Genomic DNA, 24,289 nt, shown 5'->3' with positions numbered 1-24,289 from the left:
GCGCCGCTGCCGGGAATGTCTTGCTCATGACCCATTGGCCTTTCCTCAGCCTGCTGATCTGGGTGTCGATCCTCGGCGCCGTGCCCGTGTTGCTGGCCGGCGACCGGCGGCCGCGCCTGGCGCGCTGGCTGGCACTACTGGTCGCGCTGCTGACCCTGGCGATCAACCTGGCCATGCTGCCTGGTTTCAACGATGCCACGGCGGCGATGCAATTCACCGAGTCGCACCTGTGGATCCGCGCCCTCAACGTGCACTATGCGCTGGGCGTGGATGGCATCGCCATGGCATTGATATTGCTGACCACGATTACGACGGTGCTGGTCATCATCGGCGCGTGGGAAGTGATCAAGACGCGCGTGCATCAGTACATGGCGGCCATGCTGGTCCTGCAGGGCTTCATGATCGGCGTGTTCGCAGCGACGGATGCGCTGCTGTTCTACGTGTTTTTCGAGGCGCAGCTGATCCCGATGTTCATCCTCATCGGTGTATGGGGCGGGCCGCGCCGCGTGTATGCATCGATCAAATTCTTTCTGTACACGTTCCTCGGTTCGATCTTCATGCTGGTCGGACTGATCTATCTGTATTCCAGGGCGGGCACCTTCGATATCGCCGCGCTGCAGGCCCTGCCGCTGGGCATGGATGCGCAGACGTGGCTGTTCTTCGCCTTCCTGCTGGCTTTCGCGGTGAAGATTCCGATGGTGCCGGTGCACACATGGCTGCCCGATGCGCACGTCGAGGCGCCGACCGGCGGCTCGGTGGTGCTGGCGGCGGTGATGCTCAAGATCGGCGCCTACGGGTTGATCCGCTTTGCCCTGCCGGTGGCGCCGGACGCCGCCCAGCACTACGCCTGGCTGGTGGTTGGCTTGAGTTTGATCGCGGTGATCTACATCGGCTTCGTGGCGCTGGTGCAGGAAGACATGAAAAAACTGGTGGCGTATTCGTCCATCGCGCACATGGGCTTCGTCACCCTCGGCCTGTTCATCGTGTTCATGCTGATTCGCAGCCAGCAGGGCGATGCCGCGGAGCTGGGTATGCAGGGCGCCATGGTGCAGATGATTTCGCACGGATTCGTCTCGGGCGCCTTGTTCAGTTGCATTGGCGTCATGTACGACCGCATGCACACGCGTCAGATCAAGGACTACGGTGGTCTGGCCAAGGTGATGCCGTGGTTCGCCGCGTTCATGGTGTTCTTCGCCATGGCCAACGTCGGCTTGCCGGGCACGTCGGGCTTCGTCGGTGAATTCATGGTGATACTGGCCAGCTTCGCGGCTAATCCGTGGTTGGCGCTGCTCGCGGCGTTCACCCTGGTGATCGGCGCCGGTTACACGCTATGGCTGGTCAAACGCGTGGTATGGGGCGAGCCACCCAATGCCCATGTTGCCGCGATGCCGGACATCAATGCGCGTGAAGCACTGGTGATGGCGGTGTTCGCCATATTCGTTCTGGCGATCGGTATCTGGCCCGAGCCCCTGGTGCGCATGCTGGATGCGCCCGTCGGTCAGCTCGTGCAGACGCTGGGTCACAGCAAGCTTTGAGGATGCCGTGCAATGAGCTGGAATGATGTCGTAACCCTGCTGCCGGAGTTGTACCTGACCGGCGCGATCTGCGTCCTGCTGCTGCTGGATGCCTTCTCCGGCGCGCGTCATCGCGGCGCGGTGCACTGGCTGTCGATGCTCGTGCTGGTCGTCACCGCACTGCTGGTCGTGGCGGGGCATCACACCAACCCGGTCACGGCTTTCAACGGCATGTACATCAGCGATACGCTGGCCGAGATCCTCAAGCTGTTCGCGCTGCTGTCCGTGGCACTGGTGTTCGTGTACGGCGAGTCCTACCTGTGCGCGCGCAAGGTGGCCATCGGCGAGTTCCACACGCTGATGCTTTTCGGCCTGCTCGGCATCATGCTGCTGGTGTCGGCCGGCAATCTGGTGATGGTCTACCTGGGCGTGGAACTGGTCACGCTGTCTTCCTACGCGCTGGTCGCGCTGGATCGTGATTCCCCCCGATCGACCGAAGCAGCGATGAAGTATTTCGTGCTGGGTGCGCTGGCGTCCGGCCTGTTGCTGTACGGAATGTCGATGTTGTACGGCGCCACCGGCACGCTCGATCTGACCGGTATTGCCAGCACCTTGCCGTTCACACCGCATCACACCCTGGCGGTATTCGGCCTGGTGTTCCTGATCACCGGGATCGCCTTCAAGTTTGGCGCCGCGCCGTTCCACATGTGGCTGCCCGATGTTTACGAAGGCTCACCCACGCCGGTCACCGCGTTTGTCGCCTCGGCCCCCAAGCTGGCCGCAGTCGGCATGGCGCTGCGTCTGCTTGACCTGGGCTTGATGCCGCTGGCGCCTTACTGGCGCGAGATGCTCGCGGTGCTGGCCGTGGCCTCGCTGGCGATCGGCAGCCTGGTTGCCATCGTGCAGACCAACCTCAAGCGCATGCTGGCTTACTCGACCATCGGTCACATGGGTTTTCTGTTTCTCGGTCTGTCCGCGGGCACGGCCTTCGGCAATGCCGCCGCCGTGTTTTACGCGATCGTCTACACGCTGATGTCCACAGCGGCCTTCGGCGTGATTCTGGCGTTGTCCCGCGCCGGCTTCGAGGCGGACAAGATCGACGATCTGCGTGGTCTCAACCAGCGCTCCCCCTGGTTTGCCGGGATGATGGCGCTGGTCATGTTTTCGTTCGGTGGCGTGCCGCCGCTGCTCGGATTCTTCGCCAAACTGCTGGTACTGCAGGCAGCGATCGAAGCGCACATGCTGTGGCTGGCGATCGTCGGCGCGTTGGCCGCGATCATCAGCCTGTTCTACTACCTGCGCGTGGTCAAGGTGATGTACTTCGACAAACCCGCTGACGACAGCACCTTGTCGATCAGCGGCGATGCGTCGCTGCGCTGGGTGCTTTCATTGAACGCGCTGTCCTTGCTGGTGCTGGGTGTGTTCTGGGGGCCGCTGCTGGATTGGTGCACGCGCGCCTTTGTCGGGTGATGATGGACGTACACGGAGATTGAATGCCCATGTTGCCGCCCTTGGGCATGGCGACGGGCAAGGCGCTCGCTCCGTGGCGCCTTCTTTCGTCAGCGATGTTTTCCCTGGCAACAACGCGCCGATGCTCACACTGTCTTGCCATCGCGCCACAGTCCTAGCGGCGTGTGCGCGTCATGGCTTGCAGGCGGCACGGCAGTCGTCGGGCACTTGAACCGTGCGCGTATCGTCGGCTCCGGCCGAGAGAAGGAAGCCGAACCGGGTGTCCGCGCGCACCGTGGCACCTGGGGCCAAACGGCGGGCATCAGAAGGTTTCATTGAGTGATCGCTGGCCTCGGAAATTCAGGCCAGAAATCATGCGGCTGGCGCATGAGAAGGCATCGCCGAATGGTTCAAGTCAAGGGAAGCGGATGAACCCCCGCGCACGTCACGCGGCGCTATCTCGGGCGATACAAGCGCTCACTGATGCTGATGCCGGCGCCATGCATTTTGTCATTGAATGCCGGAATGGTGGTGGTTTCCAGGGTGGTGAACCGGGATTTGACTTGCGCGAGTTGGCTCTGCAGATTGGCGATGAGCTGCAGTTGCGCGGCGGTGGGCGCGTAGTCCGAGCCGCCACCTGCCATCTCCACGCCCTGACCGACTTGGCCAGACAGCCACAGCAGGTTCATGTACACCTTGAACGGCGCGCCGAACTGCTTAGCTTCGCTGAGGCGCATCTCCGGGCTGATCAGTTCGTTCTCGACCCCCGTGATGCGCGCGTCGAGTTGCTCGAGTGCTGCGCTGGCTGATGCCGAGCGTGGCTGCGCGAGTTGATCCTGGATCTGCTTGCGCCATCGCTCCATGGCATTGACCAGATGCGAGGTCTCGCTGATCGCATCCGCGATTTGTACTTGCGCGGCGGTCGATGCCTGCAGGTCCGCGTCGCTGGATGCGATCTGCGGATTCTTCACGAGCTGGAACGCCTGGGTGTAGCGGGTGCCATCCACGCTCAGGCGTATCTGGTATTTGCCCGGCGCCGCGATTGGCGTGCCGGTATGTGAATTGATGCCCCAGTGCAGGGCCGGCCGCTCGGTCTTGCCCTGGAAGCGCGCTTCTTGCCAAATGTAGGGATCGGCCGCAGGGGTGGTCAGCAGCCGCAAGTGCGTGGGTGTGTTGTACATGAGGTTCCAGTCATAGCCGTTCAGCCCCTGGTGCGCGGTTAGCTTCTGGCTGCGGATGATCTGACCCTGCGCATCGAGTATCTCGATTTGCACCGCGTGTCGCGGTTTGCTGGCAAGGTAAAACTGGAACTGGGGACGCGCCGGCTGCATCGGCGATGGATAGCCGCCATCGGTCATCCGGAATACCCGACCGGGCTTGAAGAGCCGCGTAGGCCCGCTGCTTGGCGCGCGCGGCGAGCCTGTCTGTTCGAAGGTGGTGATGTCCGGCATGATGAAAACGCCGCGCCCGTAGGTGGAAACATCAATGTCATGCATGTGCGGCTGGATGTTGATCCAGTCCACTGGTGCCGGTGGCAGCCCCTTCTTGAACTGGGTCCAGTGCGTGCCGTTGTCGAGCGTGTAATAGAAAGCGCGGGCCGTGCCCGCGAACAACATGCCCTCACGATCAGGGTCTGCGGCCACCGAAAGCACGTAATCCAGAGGATTTCCGGACGGAATGTCGCCGTCGATGTTGCGCCAGTGCTTGCCGAAGTCCGTCGTCATGAGGAGGTACGGCGCATCGTTGTTGTGGCCGGCAAGCCTGAAATCCACGGCGATGTACACGGTGCCTGCGTGAAAGTACGAAGGCGCGATCTGGTTGATCTCGCCGCGGGGCGGCAAATGCAGATTTCGCGTGACATCAATCCACTCGGGCTCGGTCGCGGATTCGGCGCCTGTCGTGTACCAAAGCTGGCCGTCGTTGGTGCCAGCCCACAACAGGCCTTTCTGGATGGGCGAAAAAGCCAGCGACCAGATTGCCTCGCCGACCGACTGGCCGAGATTGTCCGGTGGCACCCCGATGCCGCCGACGAGATACTTTGAGTTATTCGTGGACAGGTCCGGACTGAATCGAGTCCAGGTATGGCCCGCATCACTGGTTCGCAGCACCATCTGGCAGCCGTAGTAGACGTCGTTGTGGTTGAACGGGTCGATCGCCAGCGGCGTCGTCCAGTGGCAGCGGTATCGGGTCTGGCTTGGCGGCGAATCGATGGCAATTTCCGATGGCGATACTTCGTGCACATCGTTGGAGGCCAGGTTGAAGCGCATCAACTGGTTGCCCCAGCATGAGGACCACACGATGTCTGGATTGACGGGGTCAGCTTCGGTGAAGCCCGACTCGCAGCCATTTGGAAAGTCATGGTAGGTGGGCAGCGGTGGGCTGGGTGTCTCGTAGCCGACGTGGCCCGGCGCGTTGGTGGGTTCGCCGTTGGGGCCCAGTGCCCACCCCTTGGGGATCGCGGCCTGTTTCGGGTACAGGGCCAGCAGCCGCTGGTTGACCTTGGCCTTGCCTTTGCCACCAAGCCCGAAGCGCGGTCCGCGCTCGGGCATGAACTCGCTTTTTCGCAGCAGGCCGTTGCCGCTCGGCTGCGAAATGTCACTCGACATCCACCAGGTGCCATCGTCCTGACGATTGCCGTAGATGCGGTACGGGACCCGGTCGTCGCTGGTGACGTGGTAGATCTGGCCGATGGGCAATGCCACGGCGAGTGCTGTACCGGCGCCAGTGGAAATCTCCGCGCCGCCGTCGTCGGTGAGGATGTAATGTTGCGGATTGGTCGGATCGATCCAGCCGTCGTGACAGTCGCCGCAGGATGCGGGTCCGAAGGGCTTCACGTCCTTGCCGCCCATACCCGAGAAAGTGTGGCCACCGTTGGACGAGTACTGAGCAATCGAGTTGAGGATCAATACCCCGTTGGCGTCCTTGGGATTCACCAGGACGCGATCGTAATAGCCCGCACGCGATGTGAGGTTGCGGTTCCAGCTCGCGACTTTCCAGCGTTGACCGCCGTCGTCGCTGCGCCACAGCGAACCTTGATCGAGCGTTGGTATCACGGCGTACATGCGCCGCGGGTTGGACGGCGCGATGGCGACGCTGATCTTGCCGAGTGGAGGTTTGGGCAGGCCGTTCGCGGTGGTGAGGTGCTGCCACGTGCGGCCGTTGTCATGCGAGATATAGACGCCGCTGCCGCGGCCGCCTTCCACTTCCTCCCAGGTGCGCTGCTTCACCTGCCAAGTGCCAGCGAGCAGGATGTTAGGGTTGGCGGGGTCCATGCTGAGGCCGCTGCAGCCCGTGTGCACGTTGACGAACAGCGTGCGTTTCCAGGTCTTGCCGCCGTTGGTCGTGCGAAAGACGCCGCGTGACTGCTGGGGGCCGCTGTCCATGCCCTCCGCGCACACGAACACGTTGTTGGTGTTCTCGGGATTGATCACGATGCGGGAAATGCGTCCGGTCTTGACGAGGCCCATGTGTCGCCAGGTCTTGCCGGCGTTGGTCGACTTGTACACGCCGTCGCCCACAATGTCGCTCACGCGTATCAACCAGGGCTCGCCGGTGCCGACCCATACGGTATCAGGGTCGGCCGGCGCCACGGCGATGGCACCGATGGCCGGTGCATCATCGAAAATCGGCATGAATGTGTGGCCGCCGTCCGTGGATTTCCACAGGCCGCCGGAAGCCGCGCCGAGGTAAACGATCGCAGCATCGCCGGGCACGCCGGCAGCTGCAGCAATGCGGCTGCCGGCGGGCGGGCCCATGTAGTGAAACTGCAGCGCCGGTGGCTTTGTGGTCGCCTGCCTCGCCGTGCCAGCACGTTGCGCCCGACATGCCACAGGCAGACCCAGCAAAGCGATCGCGCAAGCCAAGACCAACGCGCGCCAGGCTGAGCTCTGCCTGCCTTCGACACAGTGAGGGTCAATCATCAAGGGCGGCCATCCAACGTGCGTCAGAGCCTCGCCGTCGGTGTCAGTTCGCGGGACCCTTCGCATCGTCCTTCAGGGTGTCGCTGTAAAACCTGTCCAGCACCTGGTGCATGGCCTTGAGCGCGTCGGGATTGATGTAGATCGGGTGGCCCGAGTAGAAGTAGGCGAAGTGAATGTGTTTCTGCAGCGCCGGACTCAGCGTGATGTGGCTGAGATCAAATTCGGTGGCGTGGAATGGAGTCGCCAAGTCGAAGTAGCCGTTCTCGGACAGCACCTGCAGGTAGGGATTCTTGCGCATGGCGGCGGCCAGGTCAGCGGCCACATCCGGTAACGGCTGCTTGCGGCGGCTGTCCGGCATCCGGTGATGCCAATCCCACGTCTTGTAGGCTTCGAAATTCAGTCCCACGTAGGCGCGATTTGTTTTCCATTTCAGCACATGGAAGACGTACCACAGATAGCCCTGGTTCAGTGCCGGAGAGATCTGGTTGGATGGATCGGAGTCTGGTGTGGCGCTGATGGCATTGCCGTCTACGCCCACATAGCGGCCATCGTACCGTCCCAGCTGCTCGCGCTCGGGCAGCATCAGTTCCTTGCGGAACTCGGAGCTGGTCACCCTCAGATTGGCGCGCTCGAGGTAGCCTACCGGCAAGCCAATCAACCGGTGCAACTTTTGCGCCATGGCATCGAGCTGGTCTTTCGGTAACTGGTTGCCTGGCCGCAGTGCCTGCGCGTATGGCCCGTCCGCGAATTCGCGCACCTGCTGCACGAAAGCCGGCAAGCTGGCAGGCTTGTTGGGAAGCTTGTTGTGATACCAGGCGAGCGCCGCGAAGGTCGGCAGGGTGAATATGTATTTGTTGTCCGAGCCAGGCGTCCAGTCGAAATAATTCAGGATCGACGATTGCAGGATCACGCCATTCACGGCGATCCCCTGGTTCTGGAGGTACAGGGCGAGGCCCGCGGAGCGGGTGGTGCCGTAACTCTCGCCATACAGGAACAGCGGCGAATTCCAGCGATCATTTTGCGTCAGATAGCGCTGGATGAACTGACCGAAGGAACGCACATCCTGGTCCACGCCCCAGAACATCTTGCCCGTGCCTTTGCCGACGAGATGGCTGAAGCCGGTACCCATGGCATCCACGAACACCAGGTCGGTATCGTTGAGGATGCTCTGGTGGCTGGGGACGACCGAATACGGCGCTGGCGGAGTGGCCGCGCCGTTGACCAGCCTGACGCGATACGGGCCAAGTCCGCTCATGGTCAGCCAGTTGGACGAGGCTCCTGGCCCGCCGTTATATAGAAAGGTAACGGGGCGGTCGGCGCGGTTGCGCACTCCGTCCTCGGTATAAGCGACGTAGAACATACTGCCGATCGGCTGGTTGTCTTTTCCGCGGAGCAGGATGGTGCCGGCGGTGGCCGTGTAGTGGATCGTGCGGCCGTCGATGGTCACGCTGTGCTGTGTGCTCACCGACCGTTCTTTGGGCACCGGAGCCGGGGCGCTGGTGGCGGGTTTGGGCGGTGTCGCGAATGCAGCCACGGACACCATCAGTAAACACAGAGCCGGCAGGGCGATCGCGCGCGACATGGGTCAGTCTCCTTCGATGGAACTTAGCAACGACCCCGGATTCGAGTACAAAAGCGTCGATAAGTTCAGGTCTCGTACATCAAGCTCAGGCTGCGCGGTCAAGCTCGAGTTCGCACGGCGGCTCGGGTTGCGTTTGCCAACCATCGACTTTCCGCGACGTGATCACTTGAGCTCTTCGGTCGTATTGGTCGGCGGCATCGGCCAACGCCTGATTGAACCGCCCCGGGATTTGAGGAGGCTCCAACTCTTGAGACGATGGAGCCATGAACACAACGAAGAAGTTTTCCCCTGAGGTCCGAGAGCGATCGGTACGCATGGTGTTCGAGCAGCGCGGCGAGCATGCCTCGCAGTGGGCTGCGATCGAGTCGATTGCGCCGAAGATCGGCTATACATCGCAGACGCTGTTGAACTGGGTACGGCAGCACGAGCGGGACACCGGGCAGCGCGATGGCCTGACGACCGTGGAGCATCAGCGCATCAAGGCGCTGGAACGCGAAGTGAAGGAACTGCGCCGTGCCAACGAGATCCTGAAACTGGCCAGCGCGTTTTTCGCCCAGGCGGAGCTCGACCGCCGGCTGAAGCCATGAGGGCGTTCGTCGACGAACACCGGGAGAACTTCGGGGTCGAGCCGATCTGCAAGGTGCTGCAGGTTGTTGGCGCCGACGTCGATTTGAGCCACATGCCGATCGGCGACTGAGCCATCGCAAACGAGTTGCGCACGGCGCCAGGCTTGAATTTCTGCGCGTTCCAATCGGCTCACCGCAAACCCGGCGCATGGCTCAAATCGCCGTCGGCGCACACACTCTAGTAAGACGGAGTCCTTCAGCCGCTCCCGGATCGTCCGTGCGTCGTACTTGATCAGCTCAGCAAGCTCGTCAGTTGTAAGATACGTTTGCTTCATTTCTGACCTCCATATGCATTGCGGTGCAATCGCAATGTGATCCTAATATATCACATAGTTTACTCAAAGTAAAGTATATGATTCACTCACGATCAAGTGGGAGGGCGCGTGATCCGATTCCTGTTCAACCAACTGCTTGACGAGAAGAGCTTTCGTGAGCGTAGACGGATCACGATCAGCGATGTCTGTGAGGAGACCGGCCTGTCGCGGCCAACTGTCTCGCGAATCGCCAACGTCCCCGGCTATGTGACCAGTACCGACACCATCGAGCGATTGTGCCGTTACTTTCGATGCACGCCGGGGGCTCTACTGGTCTTGGTCGACGAGGAGCCCGACGGTCAGGCGTCAAAGTGAGTTGGGCTATGGGTGGGCTAGCGTTGGGCTACAGGTGGGCCACACCCACTCCATTGACTGCAGCGCGATTGCGAAGACGTCGGTGTTCAGGGCTGGTGCAAGCCGTGGGGTCGGTCCGCAGGCACCCGATCCATCAGGATTTCCGCGAAAAGTGTTGCGTCTGCTCGCCGCCGTCCTTACAATTACTGACTCTGTTGCGGGGTGGAGCAGTCTGGCAGCTCGTCGCTCATAATCCGAACACGGTAGTCGGCCGCATAAGGTCTACGTCGGGGAAATAAGGCGCCAGTTGTTGTAGATAAAGCATCTGCTCGGCCGATACGCCTCTCGAGTCGATATCGATCACCACCCGCTACTACCGTATAACGCCGACAAATGGCGAAACGGATTTCATGCTAGATTATGACCGTAGGGCTACGGCCTCGTTCATGCGTGCGTGTCAGGCACCTGAGCTAGTCTCCTCGCCGGTAACGGTGGTACGGCATGAAGCTGGTCGTTCCGAAATTCACTCCAAAGCCGTGGCAGGCAGACCTCGGGCTTGCCGCCTGCTTGATATCGGCGCGTGGTGAACTGCCTCGCATCAGCCTCACCCAACGGCGTGCAGTGCTGGCGGTCGCCTACCAGGTCCGGATCGCCCGGTTACATGGCGTTGATCCGCGCGATGGCGCATTTCGCACCAGATGGCCAAAAGGCAGCGTCCGTTCCGAGCGGCGCAGGATTTCCATCCGCCTGAACGGCCTCGACCTATTTGCTCCCGGCGAGTCCGTGGACCTTGCGGTCCATGAGGCGTTCGATCGCTTTGCCGCGGCCGTTTCCGCGGAGCGTGTCAAAGACCTCGTCCAGTGGGCGCCTCCCGTCGTGGCACGCGACACACGCACGGGTCGTCTGCGTGTCCATGCCAACCAACTGACCACCGCACTCGCCAGGTACCGCCTCCCACACCTTGAAGTGCCTGCCGTGGTGTGCGGCAACCCTCCGAAAAGGCAGCTGACGTTCACGCAGGCGGCCGCGCTGATGCTCAACGTGTTTGGTGACTTCATCGACGGCAACCTCGATCTGATCTGTCGCCTCTGCGGCACGGCGATGGAAGGCGGGCTGCTGATCGAGAAATCAGTCAATACCGCCGCCATGATCCGGCAACGGTTTCCCGCGCTCGAACTGTGAACCTCCATCTCTCCCGCCTGCTTGATCTTGTGAACGCGCGACGAGCGCAAGAGCAGGGTGGGGCGGGGAGGTTATCGAGGCGGGACCTCATTGACGCGTTGCGCCTGATCGCGGCGCCGTACTCGCTGGAAGGGTCAGCGCTGTACTGCGGCCGGTTCGTCGGAATGCTCGACAACAAGCCGGCCATCAAGCCCGAGAAGCTGGGCGACATCAGCAAGCAGCTGGCCATTCTTCGCGAAGTGGCGGTTGCCGGCGCGGCTGAGGCGCACTTTGCGCAGTCGCACTATCCGCGTGATTCATCCACTCCGCTGCAACCCTATACGGGCGATGGCCCGTTGTGCGATGTGCTGATGCTGGAGGCGGGCCGTGGTGCTGATCAGCCTGACTTCGAGCACATCACGGAGTGGTTTGTATGGCTGTGCCTGCGCTACCACCACCAGACCCTCACGAGCGCTTCTTACTCGAATTACCTTGACGGCGAGGAATCCTCCGGTAACCGCCTCAACCGCGAAGATGCCGGTGGGCCGATCGCAGCGGCAGGGTGCCAGATCCGGAAGCTGGCCGATCCTGACCAGCAGGGCGCGCGGGGTGCGCTGCTCAGTCTGGGTCTTGAGCTGACGGACGTTCATGGCCGCCGTCTGGCGCGGCTTGCGCATCAGGTCCATCGCATCACGACGATTGGGGCAAGCGACGTCAAGGATCTTGCGTGGCGTGCCAAGTTGAGTGAGGGCGAGGCACGCGAGCAGCTGGAGTCCATGCGGTATCGCGTCCATGGTGCGATCCGCCATGTGCTGCGGCTGGCGTGGCGGTTGACCGAGGAAAGGGATGGCGTGTCGCGCGAACGCGTGCGTGATGCGCAGCGCGACTACTCGCGACCGCGTGTGCGTCGTTATGGAGAATGGCGCGAGGAGGTTCGCGTCGATGACCCGGATGATGTCAAATCGGCTGTCACCATCGATGTCTACGGGCCCGAATCGTCCCCGACGCAGAGCCCGCGCGCCCCGCGCGGCGCCTGGGTCGATGAGGGTGAAGATCCCGATGGGTCCGATGGCGATCCGCTCTACCAGATTTATATCGGTCGTACGGGCGATGATCCGGTGGCGAGTTACTACGCGGCCAAGGGGTGGCGGTATGCAGCAGAGTATGAAAATGCGCTGCTGCCGTGGTCCAGGAACCGCCTGGGCCGGGACGCGCTGCTTGCGTTGATCCGCGCATTGCCGCTCTCCGATACCGACAAGCCAGAGGAGCGGGCGGCCAAGCTGATCGTACTGATCAGCCTGATGACCGGGCGCACCTTGGATGATGCACGCCGGGTTCGGATCCTTCGGAGCGTTGGCCGCGCACACCCGGGTGATGCCGAAATCATCGTGTCGGTCGCCGACCGCACCTTGTCCGTCCGGGCGGCGGCACCGGCGCTGAGTCGGGCGCAAAAGCGGCGCAAAAGGACCATCACGCATGCGCGGGGGGATTTTCTCACGGTCGAGCTGCCGGTCGTTGCGATCGAGCTGCTCGGCGATGCGACGTGGCTGGGGAGCAAGCAGCTCGATCTGCCGGCCTACGGAGCGACTGCCAAGGCCTGGCTTGCCAGGTTGCCAGCGCAGTTCGGGATCAAGCCCGGGTTGGTACGCGAGGCATTGGTGTTCCTGGTGCTCGAGCAGACGCGTGGCGACCTCGGCCTGGTCAAATTGATCACCGACCGGCAAGCCCTGAACTTCGCGAACATCATTCATTACGCGGCGTACCCGGTGGATCAGGCGAGTGCCGTCTGGGCAAGCGCCTTGACACAGTTGCTGGGCACCCCGGTACAGCCGGCAGGCTCGACGACTCCATGGGACACCGGGCCGCTATACGTCGGCACGCCCGATGCCATCGACAAGAATGCCTTGCGCGCGGAGCTTGGCCGGCTGCGCGAACGCCTGCGTGGTTTTCTGTTGGAGCCAGATGCGGAGGGTGGGGCGGAGCGGGCGATCCGCGCCCATAACCTGCTGACGCTATACACCCTCCTGTGGCTGAACATGGCGACCGCTGGGCGGGCTCGCGTCGCGCCGGCGCCCGTTGCCATCATCGATGGCGTGGCGGTCGTTGCCGACAAGCATCGCGATGACGGCAGCGCGGAACGACTGGTACCGCTGACGGAGGGTGTGCTGGCACAGCTGCGGGCGTACTTTGGCTATGTCTGGCACCTGGCGTTTCGCATCCCCAAGTTCCAGCCCATCGCTGACGAGTTCAGGGCTGGTGTCCTGCGGTTTCAGTTCCTGAAAGTCAGCGGGGAAGTCGCCGACTACCGGCCCAAGTGGCTGTATCAAGTGGAGCAGCTGATCCCCATGCCGGGCAACTGGGCAAGAAAGCTCGTGCGTCAGGAAATGGCCGTGATTGGCGGGCGCTACCTCGATGCGGGGATGGGGCATTGGGTTGCCGGGCGCCATCCGTATCGGGTCACCTCCAACTTCGCGTTTCGGCGGTTCCGCCAGGCCTGGTTGGCCGGCCAGGAGCAATTGCAGCGCGAGCTCGGCTTTGAGGTCATCGCCCATCCGCAGGCCATCGGTACGTGGGTTGACTGGCCGGTGGTCGCTGCGCTGAAGCCGAAAGGGCTCGCGGATTCCAGCCAGCGCGCCAAGCGCCTCCCCCCGGATGAGCCGAGCTTCGACTTTGACGCGGAGTGCCGCCTGGCGGACGAGGCACTTTATGAGGCCATCCGCGCGGCGGAGATCAAGGATCCGAAGGTAGTCACCGCCTTGGTGAGGGCGGTGGCTCAACGCTACGTCGGCGATGACGCCAAGGTGTGCGAGGTCGCGCGGGCCTGCTGTGCCGCCGCGCGCACTGCATGGAAGGTGCCGATCTTTGCCGACCGGCCGCGCATCCAGCTCCAGCGCGATTGGCTGGTGGATGAGGTGGCGCTGCACCATCTTGCGTACTTCACGAGTCGGGTCTTGCCGGCGTTGTACACGGAGCTCGAGCATCTGCCCGCGGCGGCCGACCCGGACGGTGCAGACGCGTGCGAACTTGGGCGCTTCGTGATGCTGTGCATCTGGCGGCAGGGTCTCGTGACCTGGCCGGTGCTGGATGCATTTCTGCAAAGCTACGGCAGCGTCGGCATCCTCGCGACCGGCCCGTTGCGGTACGTGCCGAGCCGGGTTCGCTGCCGGCGCAACGGCGCCCTGATGGATCGCATCCATTATCTGGAACCGTACAGCCAGATCTATTTCGTCGCCGAATTCGCCAGGCTCAAGGCTGCATTGACGCCGTTGCTTGCTCTGAATCCCCAGAAGCGGCGCGCACGCATCCAGGCGGCGCTGAGCCACTACCTGCGTGCCCTGGCGGGCGTGAATGTCGGCAACCTCTTGACGATCACGGGTGCGGCTGCGCAGCAGTACCACCTCATGCGCGGTAGCCCGGTGCTGGCCGCGTACGCATCGGCGGAGTTCGAGACGCACGACCTTGCGGATGATGAAATCCGCCACCTTGCCGGCTACGAGGCGAGAACGGCGCACCGGTCACTGCCTGAACTCGCGCTCAGCCTCGAACGGACGTCGCTTGAGCAGGTATCGCTGCCGTCTTCCGAAGTGGCAAGCAGCCAGGACCTCGTGCACCGGATCGCCTATCGACAGTCGCCGCGGGTCGAGGCGATGTGCAGGACGATCGATGACATCGAGGTGCGGTTGCCCCTGCAACAGCTGTTGAAAAAGTTCGCCGTGTGGTACCTGCAACATCAAGCCAAGATCCAGGGCGGCAAGGTCAAGCCAGCCGAGAAGCGCCGTTTTCAGCAGGTCATCGAGGTGGTGGGGTATGCGCTCGTCGGTTTTGGCGTGGCCGGGGATTCGGAGCTGACGATCGACGAGGCGTTCCTCGTCAACCTGGAGGAGCAGTTTCAGGATCTGCACCCGGGAATCGATACGTCGCTGCCGTTCGAGACGTTTCGCCGGTTTCTCCGGCAACGGGCAGCAAGATCCGTGGCGCAAAAGGCCGGCTTTACGGTCGGCGAGATCGAACCGCCAGCGCCGCGCGGTGTCCTCGCCAAGATCGTGACGACGGCGTCGATCCGTGCTGTGGCCCGATCCATCGACCGTGTGGATGAATCAGGGATTGGCAATCCGGACACCCGCGCCGTGGCGCGGCGTCATCTTGAGACCATTGCACTGTTCGGGCTGCGCCGGAGCGAGGCTGAAAAAATCCGCGAGATCGATGTGCAAGGCGATCTGATCCGGGTGCAGCCCTATGGAACGCACACGCTGAAGACGGCCTGGTCCGATCGCGTCCTGCCGAAGGCGTTGACCGATTTCGCGGACATGAAGTGGATCCAGGCCGTTCGTGCCGGATCGGAGCGCCAACTGCTGGCGCATGGCATCCCGCGTACGGTCCAAGGCGACAACTTCTTCGATGCGGTCAACAAGTTGGTGCAACGGAAAGCATCGGACCCCGCCGTCCACCTGCACACGGTGCGCCACACCGTGGCGAGCCGTCTTCTGCTGTCGGCCCTGTCGGATGCAGTCGATTACCACCGGATCGAGGTGCAGTTTCCCTGGATGGCGGATTTCCTGGTGCCGGATGCGCCAATGGACGTGCTGTTCGGCGGGGAAGGGCAGAGCGGTCACGGCCTGCAGGCGATCGCGGCGCTGCTCGGCCACTCGCATCCGCTCACGACACTGCGCCACTACATCCACACCGTCGGGATCGCCTTCTATGCGCACCTGTGCGGACAGCCGGTCCCCGATCTGATGCGCGCGTTCGAGCGGCGGCTCGGCAGCCCGCGCACCATGCAGCGGCGTAGCCAGGCGTGGCGCGAGGAGACGACGAATATGGACGCTGCGACGGCGGCGGCGTTTCTTCATCAGCACTTGCGTGCAGAAGCCGAAACGCTGTGCCCGGACGCGGTCCACGTCGAAGAGCAGATGCGCGAGGACGCGCCGGCAGGCCCGCTCGCCGGGCCACACAGTCCCGAGCCGCCTGCCTACGACCGATCAGCCATCCGCTACGAACGCTTGGCGCAGATCGAGGCCGTGCTGCGCGGCACAGCTCCCAACGAGACGGGTCTGGATATGCGCTCGATCGAGAATGCTTTGGCGCGGATTTACGAGATTCCGACGGGAAAACGGGGATCCAGCGCGAAGCGCCATCCGTGCGACAGGGTCGATGGCAGGCGCATCCCGCACCGCCTTGCGGCGAAGTCCCCGACCCAGTCGGCGGCCGCCCTGTGTCACTGGATCGAGCACCTGCGTACCCGCGATCCCGATTTGCTCGAATGGCTCCTGGATCGCTGGCTACACGCCAGTGAAAAGGAATTCGGGCGAATCCGCCTCGACGACCACGATCGAGCCCGCTGGCAGCAGTTGCCCGCGTCAGCGGACGTCACGCCGGTGATGGAGCAGAAGGTGTTCAAGCGCGAGCAGGGCAGCAGGCGCGCGGACAGGGTTCAGTCATGGGGGAGGATCCGCTGCGGCAATCCGACCGATGGCTTCATCCGTCGCGACGTGCTGGCCGTGCGCTGGGTGATGACGTGGACCTGCGCGCTACTGCCCTGATGGCCACCCATACTCCTCCACTTGTGGCCACCGACCCGCAGGCTGGAGTGCGCGTTGCGCGAGGCGCCGCCGCAGCGGCGTTTCGATCCGGTGTTGCTGGCGCTGCAAACCTTGCGGGGGGGTGCAGTTCACCGCCGCGCTGGCTGAACAAAGACCCCGTCCCATGACGCAGGCAGGCTTGCCGCGACAATGCGATTGCATTACCATCGGCCCGAACCCATCCTTGGAAGCCATCATGGCCGCCACCCTCCAGCTTGAATCCACTCTGACAGACCGCTACCAGACGACGGTGCCGGATGCCGTGCGTCGTGCCTTGAAGCTCGGCAAGCGCGACAAAATCCGGTATCTGCTGCAGCCCGATGGCGCCGTCGTGATCGCGCGCGCCAGCGATGACTCGGACGACCCGGCATTGGGTGCCTTTCTGGGGTTTCTCGCCAGTGATCTCGCCACCCATCCGCAGCGGGTCACGGCACTGGATGCGGGTCTGCGCAAGCGCCTTCAGTCCTTGGTTGGCAAGATCAAGGTGGACCTCGACGCTGCACTGCCCGACGAGACATGAAGCCGACGAAAGCGCCGGCGCCGCTGACGATCAACGGCTGGACGCTGTTTGCGCACCCGCTGTTTCTCGATCAGCTGGAAACGTTGATCGCGCAGGTCGAGAAACTGTGGGCCAAGGATCCCAAGGGCTACATCCAGAAGAACGCCAGCAAGCGGCTGGCGGCCATCGCCAAGCTGGCGTTCGAAGTGATTCCACAGGATCCAACCCGCTCGGATTACCGCCAGGGCAGCACCCTCGGCGACGAACATCGGCATTGGTTCCGTGCCAAGTTCTTTCAGCAATACCGACTGTTTTTCCGTTACCACCAGCCAAGCAAAATCATCGTCTACGCCTGGGTCAACGACGAGGACACCAAGCGCGCGTACGACCGCGGTGATGATGCCTACCGCGTATTCCGGCGCATGCTGGAAACCGGGCATCCACCCAGCGACTGGGCGGCACTGCTGACTGAAGCGAAGCAAGAGAACACGCGGCTGCAGAAAAGCGTGCGGCGCGTCGCGCGGGACTGAAGGAACCGGTTCGCAAGCGGCCTGAGCAGGCTGACGCAGCCCTCGGCATTGCTGCCAATCACTCAGACTACGACTGCCGGATGCAATCGTGCTTCAGTGCTGCCTCGCGCGCGTCGCGCAAGCCTTTGCAAGGACCATGTTGTTGGTGCGCGCTACCGGCAACGTCGCCTTACGCTCCGTCGTCGCTACTCGCCAGCTGTGCGGCAGATGCGCGTGAGAGAATGGTCGAGCCGTAGCTCCAATGCCTCACGCTGTCCGATTGCGTAATGCGACTGCCTCGGCGGTATCACCGCAAGTGATGCCCAGTGTTGGCGCCGACGTCGATTTGAGCCACATGCCGATCGGCGACTGAGCCATCGCAAACGAGTTGCGCACGGCGCCAGGCTTGAATTTCTGCGCGTTCCAACCGGCTCACCGCAAACCCGGCGCATGGCTCAAATCGGCGTCGGCGCACACAGCCCAGTATCTGTCGTCCGAGACCGCACGCCTGCTGGATCACCGGTATGGGCACCGACTGTATGGCGCGTACCTGGCGCTGCGGCATCTGGCGGTGGATGAGCCGGAGGCGCGGGAGCGGCTGGCCCTGCTGGTCGAGGTCCTGGGCGAGCCCGGCGAGGTACAGAGCCGGGAGCTGACGGTGCTGGTTCGGCTGGCCCGCCTGGCCGGCGGCGGAGCTGGTGAAGGGTTCCTGCGCCACCATGCCATTGAGAAGATGGGCATGTCCGCCGAGGCATTGAAGGAAGGCATCGCGCAGGTCAAGCGTACGGTTCCGCGTGATTTCGCCCGGCTGTTGATCGCGATCTGGGGTGCCGTGCTCGACCGTGAAGCAGGACTTCGCGTGACCTCGGGCCGAGGCGCCGGGATCCGGTCGATCAGCCGGCCGCAGATTCGTCGTGGTCAGCGCTTGACCGAGGTGCTGCTGGCCGCCGACGAAGGCGAAGTCCACTCGGGGACGGTTGTTGAATTCTTTCCGGTCGAAGAACGGCCGGCGGAGCGGCCGCGCACGGTCGACCCGGACGAAGACGATCCGGAGGAGCCGCGCGAGCAGCCGGGCCTTTCGCTGTTCCTGGCGGACGACGCGGACCTGCTCAAGGGCTACTACGCGGCCAAGGGCATCCAGAACGCGATCGAATACGACAACGCGCAGTTGCACTGGAACAAGTGGACGCTGTCGGGTTCGGCCGTGCGCGCCGTCGTCGAGCTGGTCACCGGGTCCGGTGATGCGGCAGGCGAGCCCCTGGCGCGCGAGGCGCGCCTGGCCATTGGCCTGAGCCTGCTGACGGGCCGGGCGCTGGAGGAGGTCGCGCGGCCGCCGATCGAGGACGGGGTGCCGGAGCTGGCGCGCGACGTGGCGGTGGCCATCAGCCGCAGGCAGCACCGCGTGCACGTGCGTGCCGGCCAGCCCGAGTTGCGCCGACCACCGGCGGCGCCGCCGCCGTTTTGTCGTCCACGGTCGACCACGCTGTCGTTGCCGCTGCCGCAGGCATGGCGCCCCCTGCTGGATTCCATCCAGGATCCCCGGCCGCGTTCCCCGAAAGCCGTCGTGGCGCAGGCGCACCGGTTGCTGCGAGACCTTGCCCCGGAACTGCGCGTCACCGCCAAGGGCGTGCGCAGCGCCTTGCTGCGGACGCTCAACGTGCAGACCCGGGGCGATCTGGGCGCGCTGGGTGTGGTGACGGCCGGGGCGGAAGCCAATGCGCGCAACATCATCCACTACGCCGCCTACCCGCATGCGCAGATCGAGGGCTGGTGGCGTGATGCGGCCGCGTCCCTCGTCGGCGCGCTGCCCGAGGCGTCCGCGCCGGCGGTGCCGGATGCGTGGATCGGCGCGCAACACGCGTTCGATGAGGCGGCGCTGGCTGCGTACTTCGCTGAGGTCAAGTCGCGAATGCGCGCCGCCGAGGCGCGTCGAGACTGGCCGCGCGCGTTCAACCTGATGACGCTGTACCTGTCCTACTGGCTGGGCCTGGGCCTGGCCCACCGGCGCAGCCTGGCGCCGGTCCCGCGGATCATCCTGGCCGGCGACTGGGCCCTGGTGGCCGACAAGCACCGTGCGGACCGTTCCACGGACCGGCTCGTTCCGCTGACGCGCGGCTTGCGGGGCCAGATCGAGGCGTACGTGGCGCTGGCCAGCGAGCTGGCCATCGCGGTGCCGGCGCTGGATCCGCTGGTGGTTTCGGAGCAGGGCACGGAGGTGCGCCTGCAATACATCTTTCCGAAGACCTCGGGCCGCCGACGGGATGTCGTTCCCTACCAGCCGAAGTACCAGGAGAAGGATGAGCAGCTGACGCCGCTGCCGGCCAACTGGGGCCGCAAGGTCGTGCGCTCGTGGTCGGGTCACCTGCCGGGTCGGTTCCGGGATGCCGAGCTCGGCCACTGGGTGCGGGGCCGGCACGCCTGGGATGCGACCAGCACGTTCGATTCCGGGCGCTTCCAGGCGGCCTGGCTCGAGCTGCAGGAAGCGCTCGAGCAACGTCTGGGCTTCGTGCCGATGACCCTGGCGGAGCGGGCGCGCGCGCCGCGTCCGAGGACGCTGATCCCGGCGCCGACGGCCGGTCGTGCCGCCGCCAAAGCCCCGGCGCCCGCGAAAGAGACGACGCCCGGGCTGGACGCCCGGGCGTTCCTGAGCAGCGCCGACAGCCATCGCCTCGAGGCGATGGAGCAAGACACCGCCACGGCCACGGATCGCGCACCGGCCGCCCTGGCCCTGGCGCGCGAGGTCGTCCGCGCGCAGCAATGCGAACCGGTGGAGCGGCAGCGGGCGGTGGCCGAGTCCGTGTGCCAGTACCTGCGCACGAAGTGGAAGGTGCCGATCTTCGTCGCGAGGCCCAGGCCCCTGTTCGCCAACAAGGTCCTGCTCGATGGCGATGCGCTGCAGACGCTGGCGTATCTGGAGGCGCACGTGCTCCCGGCCTTCGCGCGCGATCTCGCCGGCCTGCCGCCGCGGCCGTCCGCGCCCGGCGCCGAGAGCAAGGATGACGGGAGTCCGCTGGAGCTCGGCCGGTTGCTGATGCTGGCGATCTGGCGACTGGGCCTGACCCGGTGGGGCCTGATCGATGCCTGGCTGCGCGAGCTCAAGGCCGGCGCGCCCATCCTGGCGCACGGGCCCAACCGCGCCCTGGTGTTTCGCGTCAAGCGGGAAGGGGCGCCGGAGACCATGCAGCGCACGGTGTTCCTGGATGACTTCTCCTGCGCCTACCTGACGATCGAGCAGGAGACCATCCAGACGGTGCTGCTGCCGGCGCTGTTCAAGCGGCCGTCGGCCTCGCATCGGCGCGCCCGGGCCGAGAAATGCCTGAACGCCTATCTCGCGCGGATCGGCGCCGGGGACCACACGGTCACGCTGGCGGCGATGACCGCCGCGGCGACGCAGCACCTCATGGTGCACGGCGCGCCGATCCTTGCCGCCTATGCGCGGGGTAGTCTGGAGACCGAGGATCTCGGCGATGGCGAACTGCGCCGGCTCGCGGGCCTCGAACCCGGCCGTCGATCCGGCGCCGGTGTGGACGAAGGCCTGCCCGCCACGCGGGCGCCGGCGCTCGGCGAGGCAGACCTGCCGACGGATGTGCTGCACCGCGTGCCGGTGATGGAGGCGCTGGGCTGGCACAAGACCCCCTACCGTGGCGAGTGGCTGCGACAGGTCGGTGAATACCGGACCGGGACGCCCGCCGAGCGGCTGCTGCGCAGCTTTGCCCTGTGGCTGATCCATGCCACCACCGAACCCGCGGAGCACCGGGTCAATGCGCACCAGAAGCGCAGCGTCGTCAACCGCGTCCGCGTCATCGCCTGTGCCTTGCTGGGACTGTCCGAGCAGACGCCGGACTGGCGCGCGTTCGACCAGGACATCCTGGTCCAGTTGCAGGAGATCAGCCGCGAGCAGTTTCCGGACCGGTTGCAGCACGGCGCCTGGTTCCAGTTTCATCGATTTCTGAGCGACGAGAAGGCCGACCATGCCGGCTTCGCGATCGGCGTCCTCGGTGCCGCGCCCGAGCGCGCGGTCTCGGCCAAGATCCTCAGCGCGGAGGAGCTGCGTCACCTGCACGCGCGACTGCTGTCGGCGACCTCCGGGATCGGCAACGCCGCCCTGCGCACGAGCGCGCAACGCCATGTCGAGCTGATGGCGACCTTCGGTCTGCGCCGCGCCGAGAGTGCGCACCTGCGCGCCGTCGATGTGCAGGAGGACCTGTGCCGGGTGCAGGCGTATGGCGATCACACGCTGAAGACCGCCTGGGCGGATCGCGTGCTGCCGATCGGTTTTGCGGAGGAGGGCACCCGGGCGTGGATGCAGGTGGCCACCGAACAGCGGTATCAGAAGCTGATCGATCCGGATGCCGACACGAGCGCGGATCCCAACAATTTCTACGACGCGCTGAGCCGGCTGATCAAGGCCGTCACCCGGGACGACAGCATGGGCTCGCACCATCTGCGCCACACGCTGGTCAGCCGGCTGGTCCTGACCTTGCTGTGGCGGCCGGCGGGACTCGATGGATTGCGCGGGGCGCTGCCCTGGCTGGAGGGCCTGAAGATCGGTGAAGCGCGGATGCAGGGGCTGCTCGGACCCGAGGGTGATGCAGGGCAGGGCCTGCGTGCCGTCGCCGCGCTGGTGGGTCATTCCCATCCCAACACGACGATCCGCCATTACACCCACGTGCTGTGCGTGGCACTCCACGGGGTGCTGCACAAGCTCGATGGTCTCGACATGCGCCGCAGCTTCGAGCAGCGCCTTGGAGGCAGGGCCACGATCCATCGGTGGGTGGCAGAGATCCGGGAGGCCGATGACGCGTCGGGGGATGCGACAACTCAACGGCATCGCCTCAACCGGGCGCTCCGGGATCGGATCGAGCAGCGCCTGAACGATGCCGGCATCGACCGGGACGAGACGCCGCTGTCGCCGCTGCCGGAGATCGAGCTGCGGACCGGCGAAGGCGAGGCCCGGGACGGCATCCATTTCGAAGGCGTGGAGCTCGTGGATCGCTCCCTGCGCGACGGCCATCGCCTGGTGTCCGTCGAGGAGGAAGCCGCCTATCGTGCGGGCCTTGAACGACTCTCCTGCATCCGCTCCGGCAAGAAGGGATCGGCCATGCCGCGTCATGTGCTGGCGCTGTGTCATGGCACGAACTGGGTGCCACCGGCGCTGGCGGCCCGATCGGCGACGACCGCGGCCGTGATGCTCTGTCGATGGCTCGAGGATCTGCGGACCGGGAAGGAGGAGGACTTCCGGTGGTTGATCGGGAAGTGGATGTACACCAGTGAGCGCGAGCGCGGCCGGATGCTGCTGGTCGACGACACCGAGATCGCGCGGGCCCGTCGCCTGGGGGACTCGGCGAGCGTCCGCATCGAGGTCAGTCAAAGCACGGTGGCGCTGCGGGATCTCGGCGGTGACACGAAGCCGGTGCCGCGCATGCGCATCAAGTGCGTGGATGATCTGGGCAAGTCGATCACGCGCGACACCGTGGCGGTACGATGGGTGATGACGTATGTGGCGGCGCGGTGGGGGTTGCAGGCGGAGTGCCCGCCTTGATCGCGAAGTGCGCATGGCGATGTTCTACGAAGCGCTTGGGACAAAGAAATCCGACGGCATCCGCCTGGCAGTGATGGACATGTGGATGCAGCAAAAGGCAACCGTTGCGGCAACTTCATCGGCGCGCCGCGCCACGCGATCGGTCAGGCGGCGTGCGGCGAGTTCAAAACGGGTTTTTCAAACTGCTCTGTTGAGTGATATTTCCAATGACGAACTTCGATCGCTTTCTGGCTTCCTGGTCGGGCGTGGATGGGGGTAATCCCTTTGCGGACGTCTGGATTTGCGGCATCGAACATGGTGGATCTCTTGAGCCCGCCACTAACCTTGATCCTGAGCTAGAACCCGCGTCCTGGACGGACGACTTTAAGAAGCAGCACCCTAAGTTTCAGACATGGCAGTACAACCAGAAAGCTGCAAAGTTGCTGGTCGCTCTCAACAGTCTGCAAAGGGATCTTGGCCAACAGCCATCGCTCGAAGGCTGGAAGGCCTATATGGCCGAGAAGCTCTATGTCAGGGATGGCGAGAGCTTCAAGCTCAACCTTTTCCCGTTGGCGTCTCCGAAGGTCGATAGCGCAGAGTGGAACCTGGTGTATGCACAGCACCCAGCGTTGCGCGACAAAGGCGCGTATCGCGAACGATGCCGCCAGGTTCGTTTTCCCTTCTTCGATGACCAGCGACACCGCTACAAGCCCAAGATCATCGTCGGGACCGGCAAGACCTTTCGAGATGATTTTGCGAAGGCATTTGGCTTTCACGGCCCTGGTGAGCGTCGGCCGATTGGCGCCGGTCAGCGCCAGCGGGAATGCTTTGTCTACGAAGACCATGGAGCCACCTTGGTGGTGACTCCGTTCTTTGGGGGGCGATACGGCCTTAACGGGGATGATCACCTCATCGCACTCGCGCGCCTGATAGCAGAATACCGCCTGGCAAGCCTTTGTCGATCTACGTTTGGCCGCCCATTCCGAACCATCCCGGGAGTAGCAGCGTCTCATGCAGGATGAGCATTTCAAGAGCGCGGCCGGATGCTGCTGGTCGACGACACCGAGATCGCGCGGGCCCGTCGCCTTGGGGACTCGGCGACTGTCCGGATCGATGTCAGTCGCAGCACGGTGGCGCTGCGGGATCTCGGCGGTGACACCAAGCCGGCGCCCCGCACGCGCATCAAGTGCGTGGATGATCTGGGCAAGCCGATCACGCGCGACACCGTCTCGGTACGCTGGGTGATGACCTATGTCGTGGCGCGGTAGAGTTTGCAGGCGGAGTGCCCGTCTTGATCGCGGAGCCGCGTTGGCGCGCGTAG

General features: G+C 64.3%; 13 protein-coding genes, 1 pseudogene and 1 other annotated feature. Of the genes and pseudogenes, 12 read left to right on the top strand and 2 right to left on the bottom strand.

The genetic code is table 11. The features are described 5' to 3' along the window. The first annotated feature begins 26 nt into the window (after positions 1–26). Positions 27–1,535, top strand: a complete 1,509-nt coding sequence (locus Mschef_RS10650) for an NADH-quinone oxidoreductase subunit M (RefSeq protein ID WP_081128252.1) — start codon at positions 27–29, stop codon at positions 1,533–1,535. 12 nt (positions 1,536–1,547) lie between these two features. After that, positions 1,548–2,984: an NADH-quinone oxidoreductase subunit NuoN gene (gene nuoN / locus Mschef_RS10645; RefSeq protein ID WP_081128250.1), complete on the top strand. Its 1,437-nt coding sequence runs from the start codon at positions 1,548–1,550 to the stop codon at positions 2,982–2,984. A 434-nt stretch (positions 2,985–3,418) separates the two neighbouring features. Here nuoN and Mschef_RS10640 read toward each other — a convergent pair whose 3' ends face one another. Both Mschef_RS10640 and Mschef_RS10635 read right to left on the bottom strand, forming a co-directional pair. Continuing rightward, positions 3,419–6,718 carry a WD40/YVTN/BNR-like repeat-containing protein gene (locus Mschef_RS10640; RefSeq protein WP_081128248.1) on the bottom strand — a complete coding sequence of 1,100 codons (3,300 nt, stop codon included), beginning with the start codon at positions 6,716–6,718 and terminating at the stop codon, positions 3,419–3,421. A gap of 208 nt (positions 6,719–6,926) precedes the next feature. Next, positions 6,927–8,465 (bottom strand): S10 family peptidase, encoded by a 1,539-nt coding sequence (locus Mschef_RS10635; RefSeq protein WP_081128246.1) that lies wholly within the window; start codon positions 8,463–8,465, stop codon positions 6,927–6,929. Between the two features lie 263 nt (positions 8,466–8,728). On the opposite strand from Mschef_RS10635, the pseudogene Mschef_RS10630 reads away from it, so the two are divergent. From Mschef_RS10630 to Mschef_RS10590, 10 genes and pseudogenes are all read left to right on the top strand, one after another. Then, positions 8,729–9,117, top strand: a pseudogene (locus Mschef_RS10630) (transposase); the annotation flags it as partial. Continuing rightward, positions 9,007–9,127, top strand: a sequence feature (AL1L pseudoknot). Its footprint overlaps the pseudogene before it by 111 nt. Positions 9,128–9,474: 347 nt before the next feature. Beyond that, on the top strand, positions 9,475–9,720 hold the full coding sequence (locus Mschef_RS10625; protein ID WP_081128200.1) for a helix-turn-helix domain-containing protein: 246 nt from the start codon (positions 9,475–9,477) through the stop codon (positions 9,718–9,720). Between the two features lie 480 nt (positions 9,721–10,200). After that, positions 10,201–10,881, top strand: coding sequence for a hypothetical protein (locus tag Mschef_RS10620; RefSeq protein ID WP_136256592.1), 681 nt, complete (start codon positions 10,201–10,203; stop codon positions 10,879–10,881). A gap of 98 nt (positions 10,882–10,979) precedes the next feature. After that, positions 10,980–16,400, top strand: a complete 5,421-nt coding sequence (locus tag Mschef_RS10615; protein ID WP_081128242.1) for a site-specific integrase — start codon at positions 10,980–10,982, stop codon at positions 16,398–16,400. A gap of 223 nt (positions 16,401–16,623) precedes the next feature. Continuing rightward, positions 16,624–16,959: a type II toxin-antitoxin system PrlF family antitoxin gene (locus Mschef_RS10610; RefSeq protein WP_197686778.1), complete on the top strand. Its 336-nt coding sequence runs from the start codon at positions 16,624–16,626 to the stop codon at positions 16,957–16,959. After that, the gene (locus tag Mschef_RS10605; protein WP_081128239.1) at positions 16,956–17,468 is read left to right on the top strand and encodes a type II toxin-antitoxin system YhaV family toxin; all 513 of its coding nucleotides are present in this window, start codon (positions 16,956–16,958) and stop codon (positions 17,466–17,468) included. The genes Mschef_RS10610 and Mschef_RS10605 overlap by 4 nt, the downstream gene beginning before the upstream one ends. A 385-nt stretch (positions 17,469–17,853) precedes the next feature. After that, on the top strand, positions 17,854–22,989 hold the full coding sequence (locus Mschef_RS10600) for a site-specific integrase (protein ID WP_081128237.1): 5,136 nt from the start codon (positions 17,854–17,856) through the stop codon (positions 22,987–22,989). A 13-nt stretch (positions 22,990–23,002) separates the two neighbouring features. After that, positions 23,003–23,248 (top strand): hypothetical protein, encoded by a 246-nt coding sequence (locus Mschef_RS17740; protein ID WP_136256591.1) that lies wholly within the window; start codon positions 23,003–23,005, stop codon positions 23,246–23,248. Further along, a complete protein-coding gene (locus Mschef_RS10595) occupies positions 23,196–23,990 on the top strand; it encodes a hypothetical protein (RefSeq protein ID WP_081128234.1) in 795 nt (264 codons plus the stop codon). Before Mschef_RS17740 ends, Mschef_RS10595 begins: the two co-directional genes overlap by 53 nt. Before the next feature lie 21 nt (positions 23,991–24,011). Beyond that, the gene (locus tag Mschef_RS10590) at positions 24,012–24,236 is read left to right on the top strand and encodes a hypothetical protein (RefSeq protein WP_081128231.1); all 225 of its coding nucleotides are present in this window, start codon (positions 24,012–24,014) and stop codon (positions 24,234–24,236) included. Positions 24,237–24,289: the final 53 nt, after the last annotated feature.

The organism is Metallibacterium scheffleri (assembly GCF_002077135.1).
Lineage (GTDB): Bacteria > Pseudomonadota > Gammaproteobacteria > Xanthomonadales > Rhodanobacteraceae > Metallibacterium > Metallibacterium scheffleri.
The sequence above is the reverse complement of the archived record's forward strand: the minus strand, read 5'-3'. Positions and strand labels throughout refer to the sequence as shown.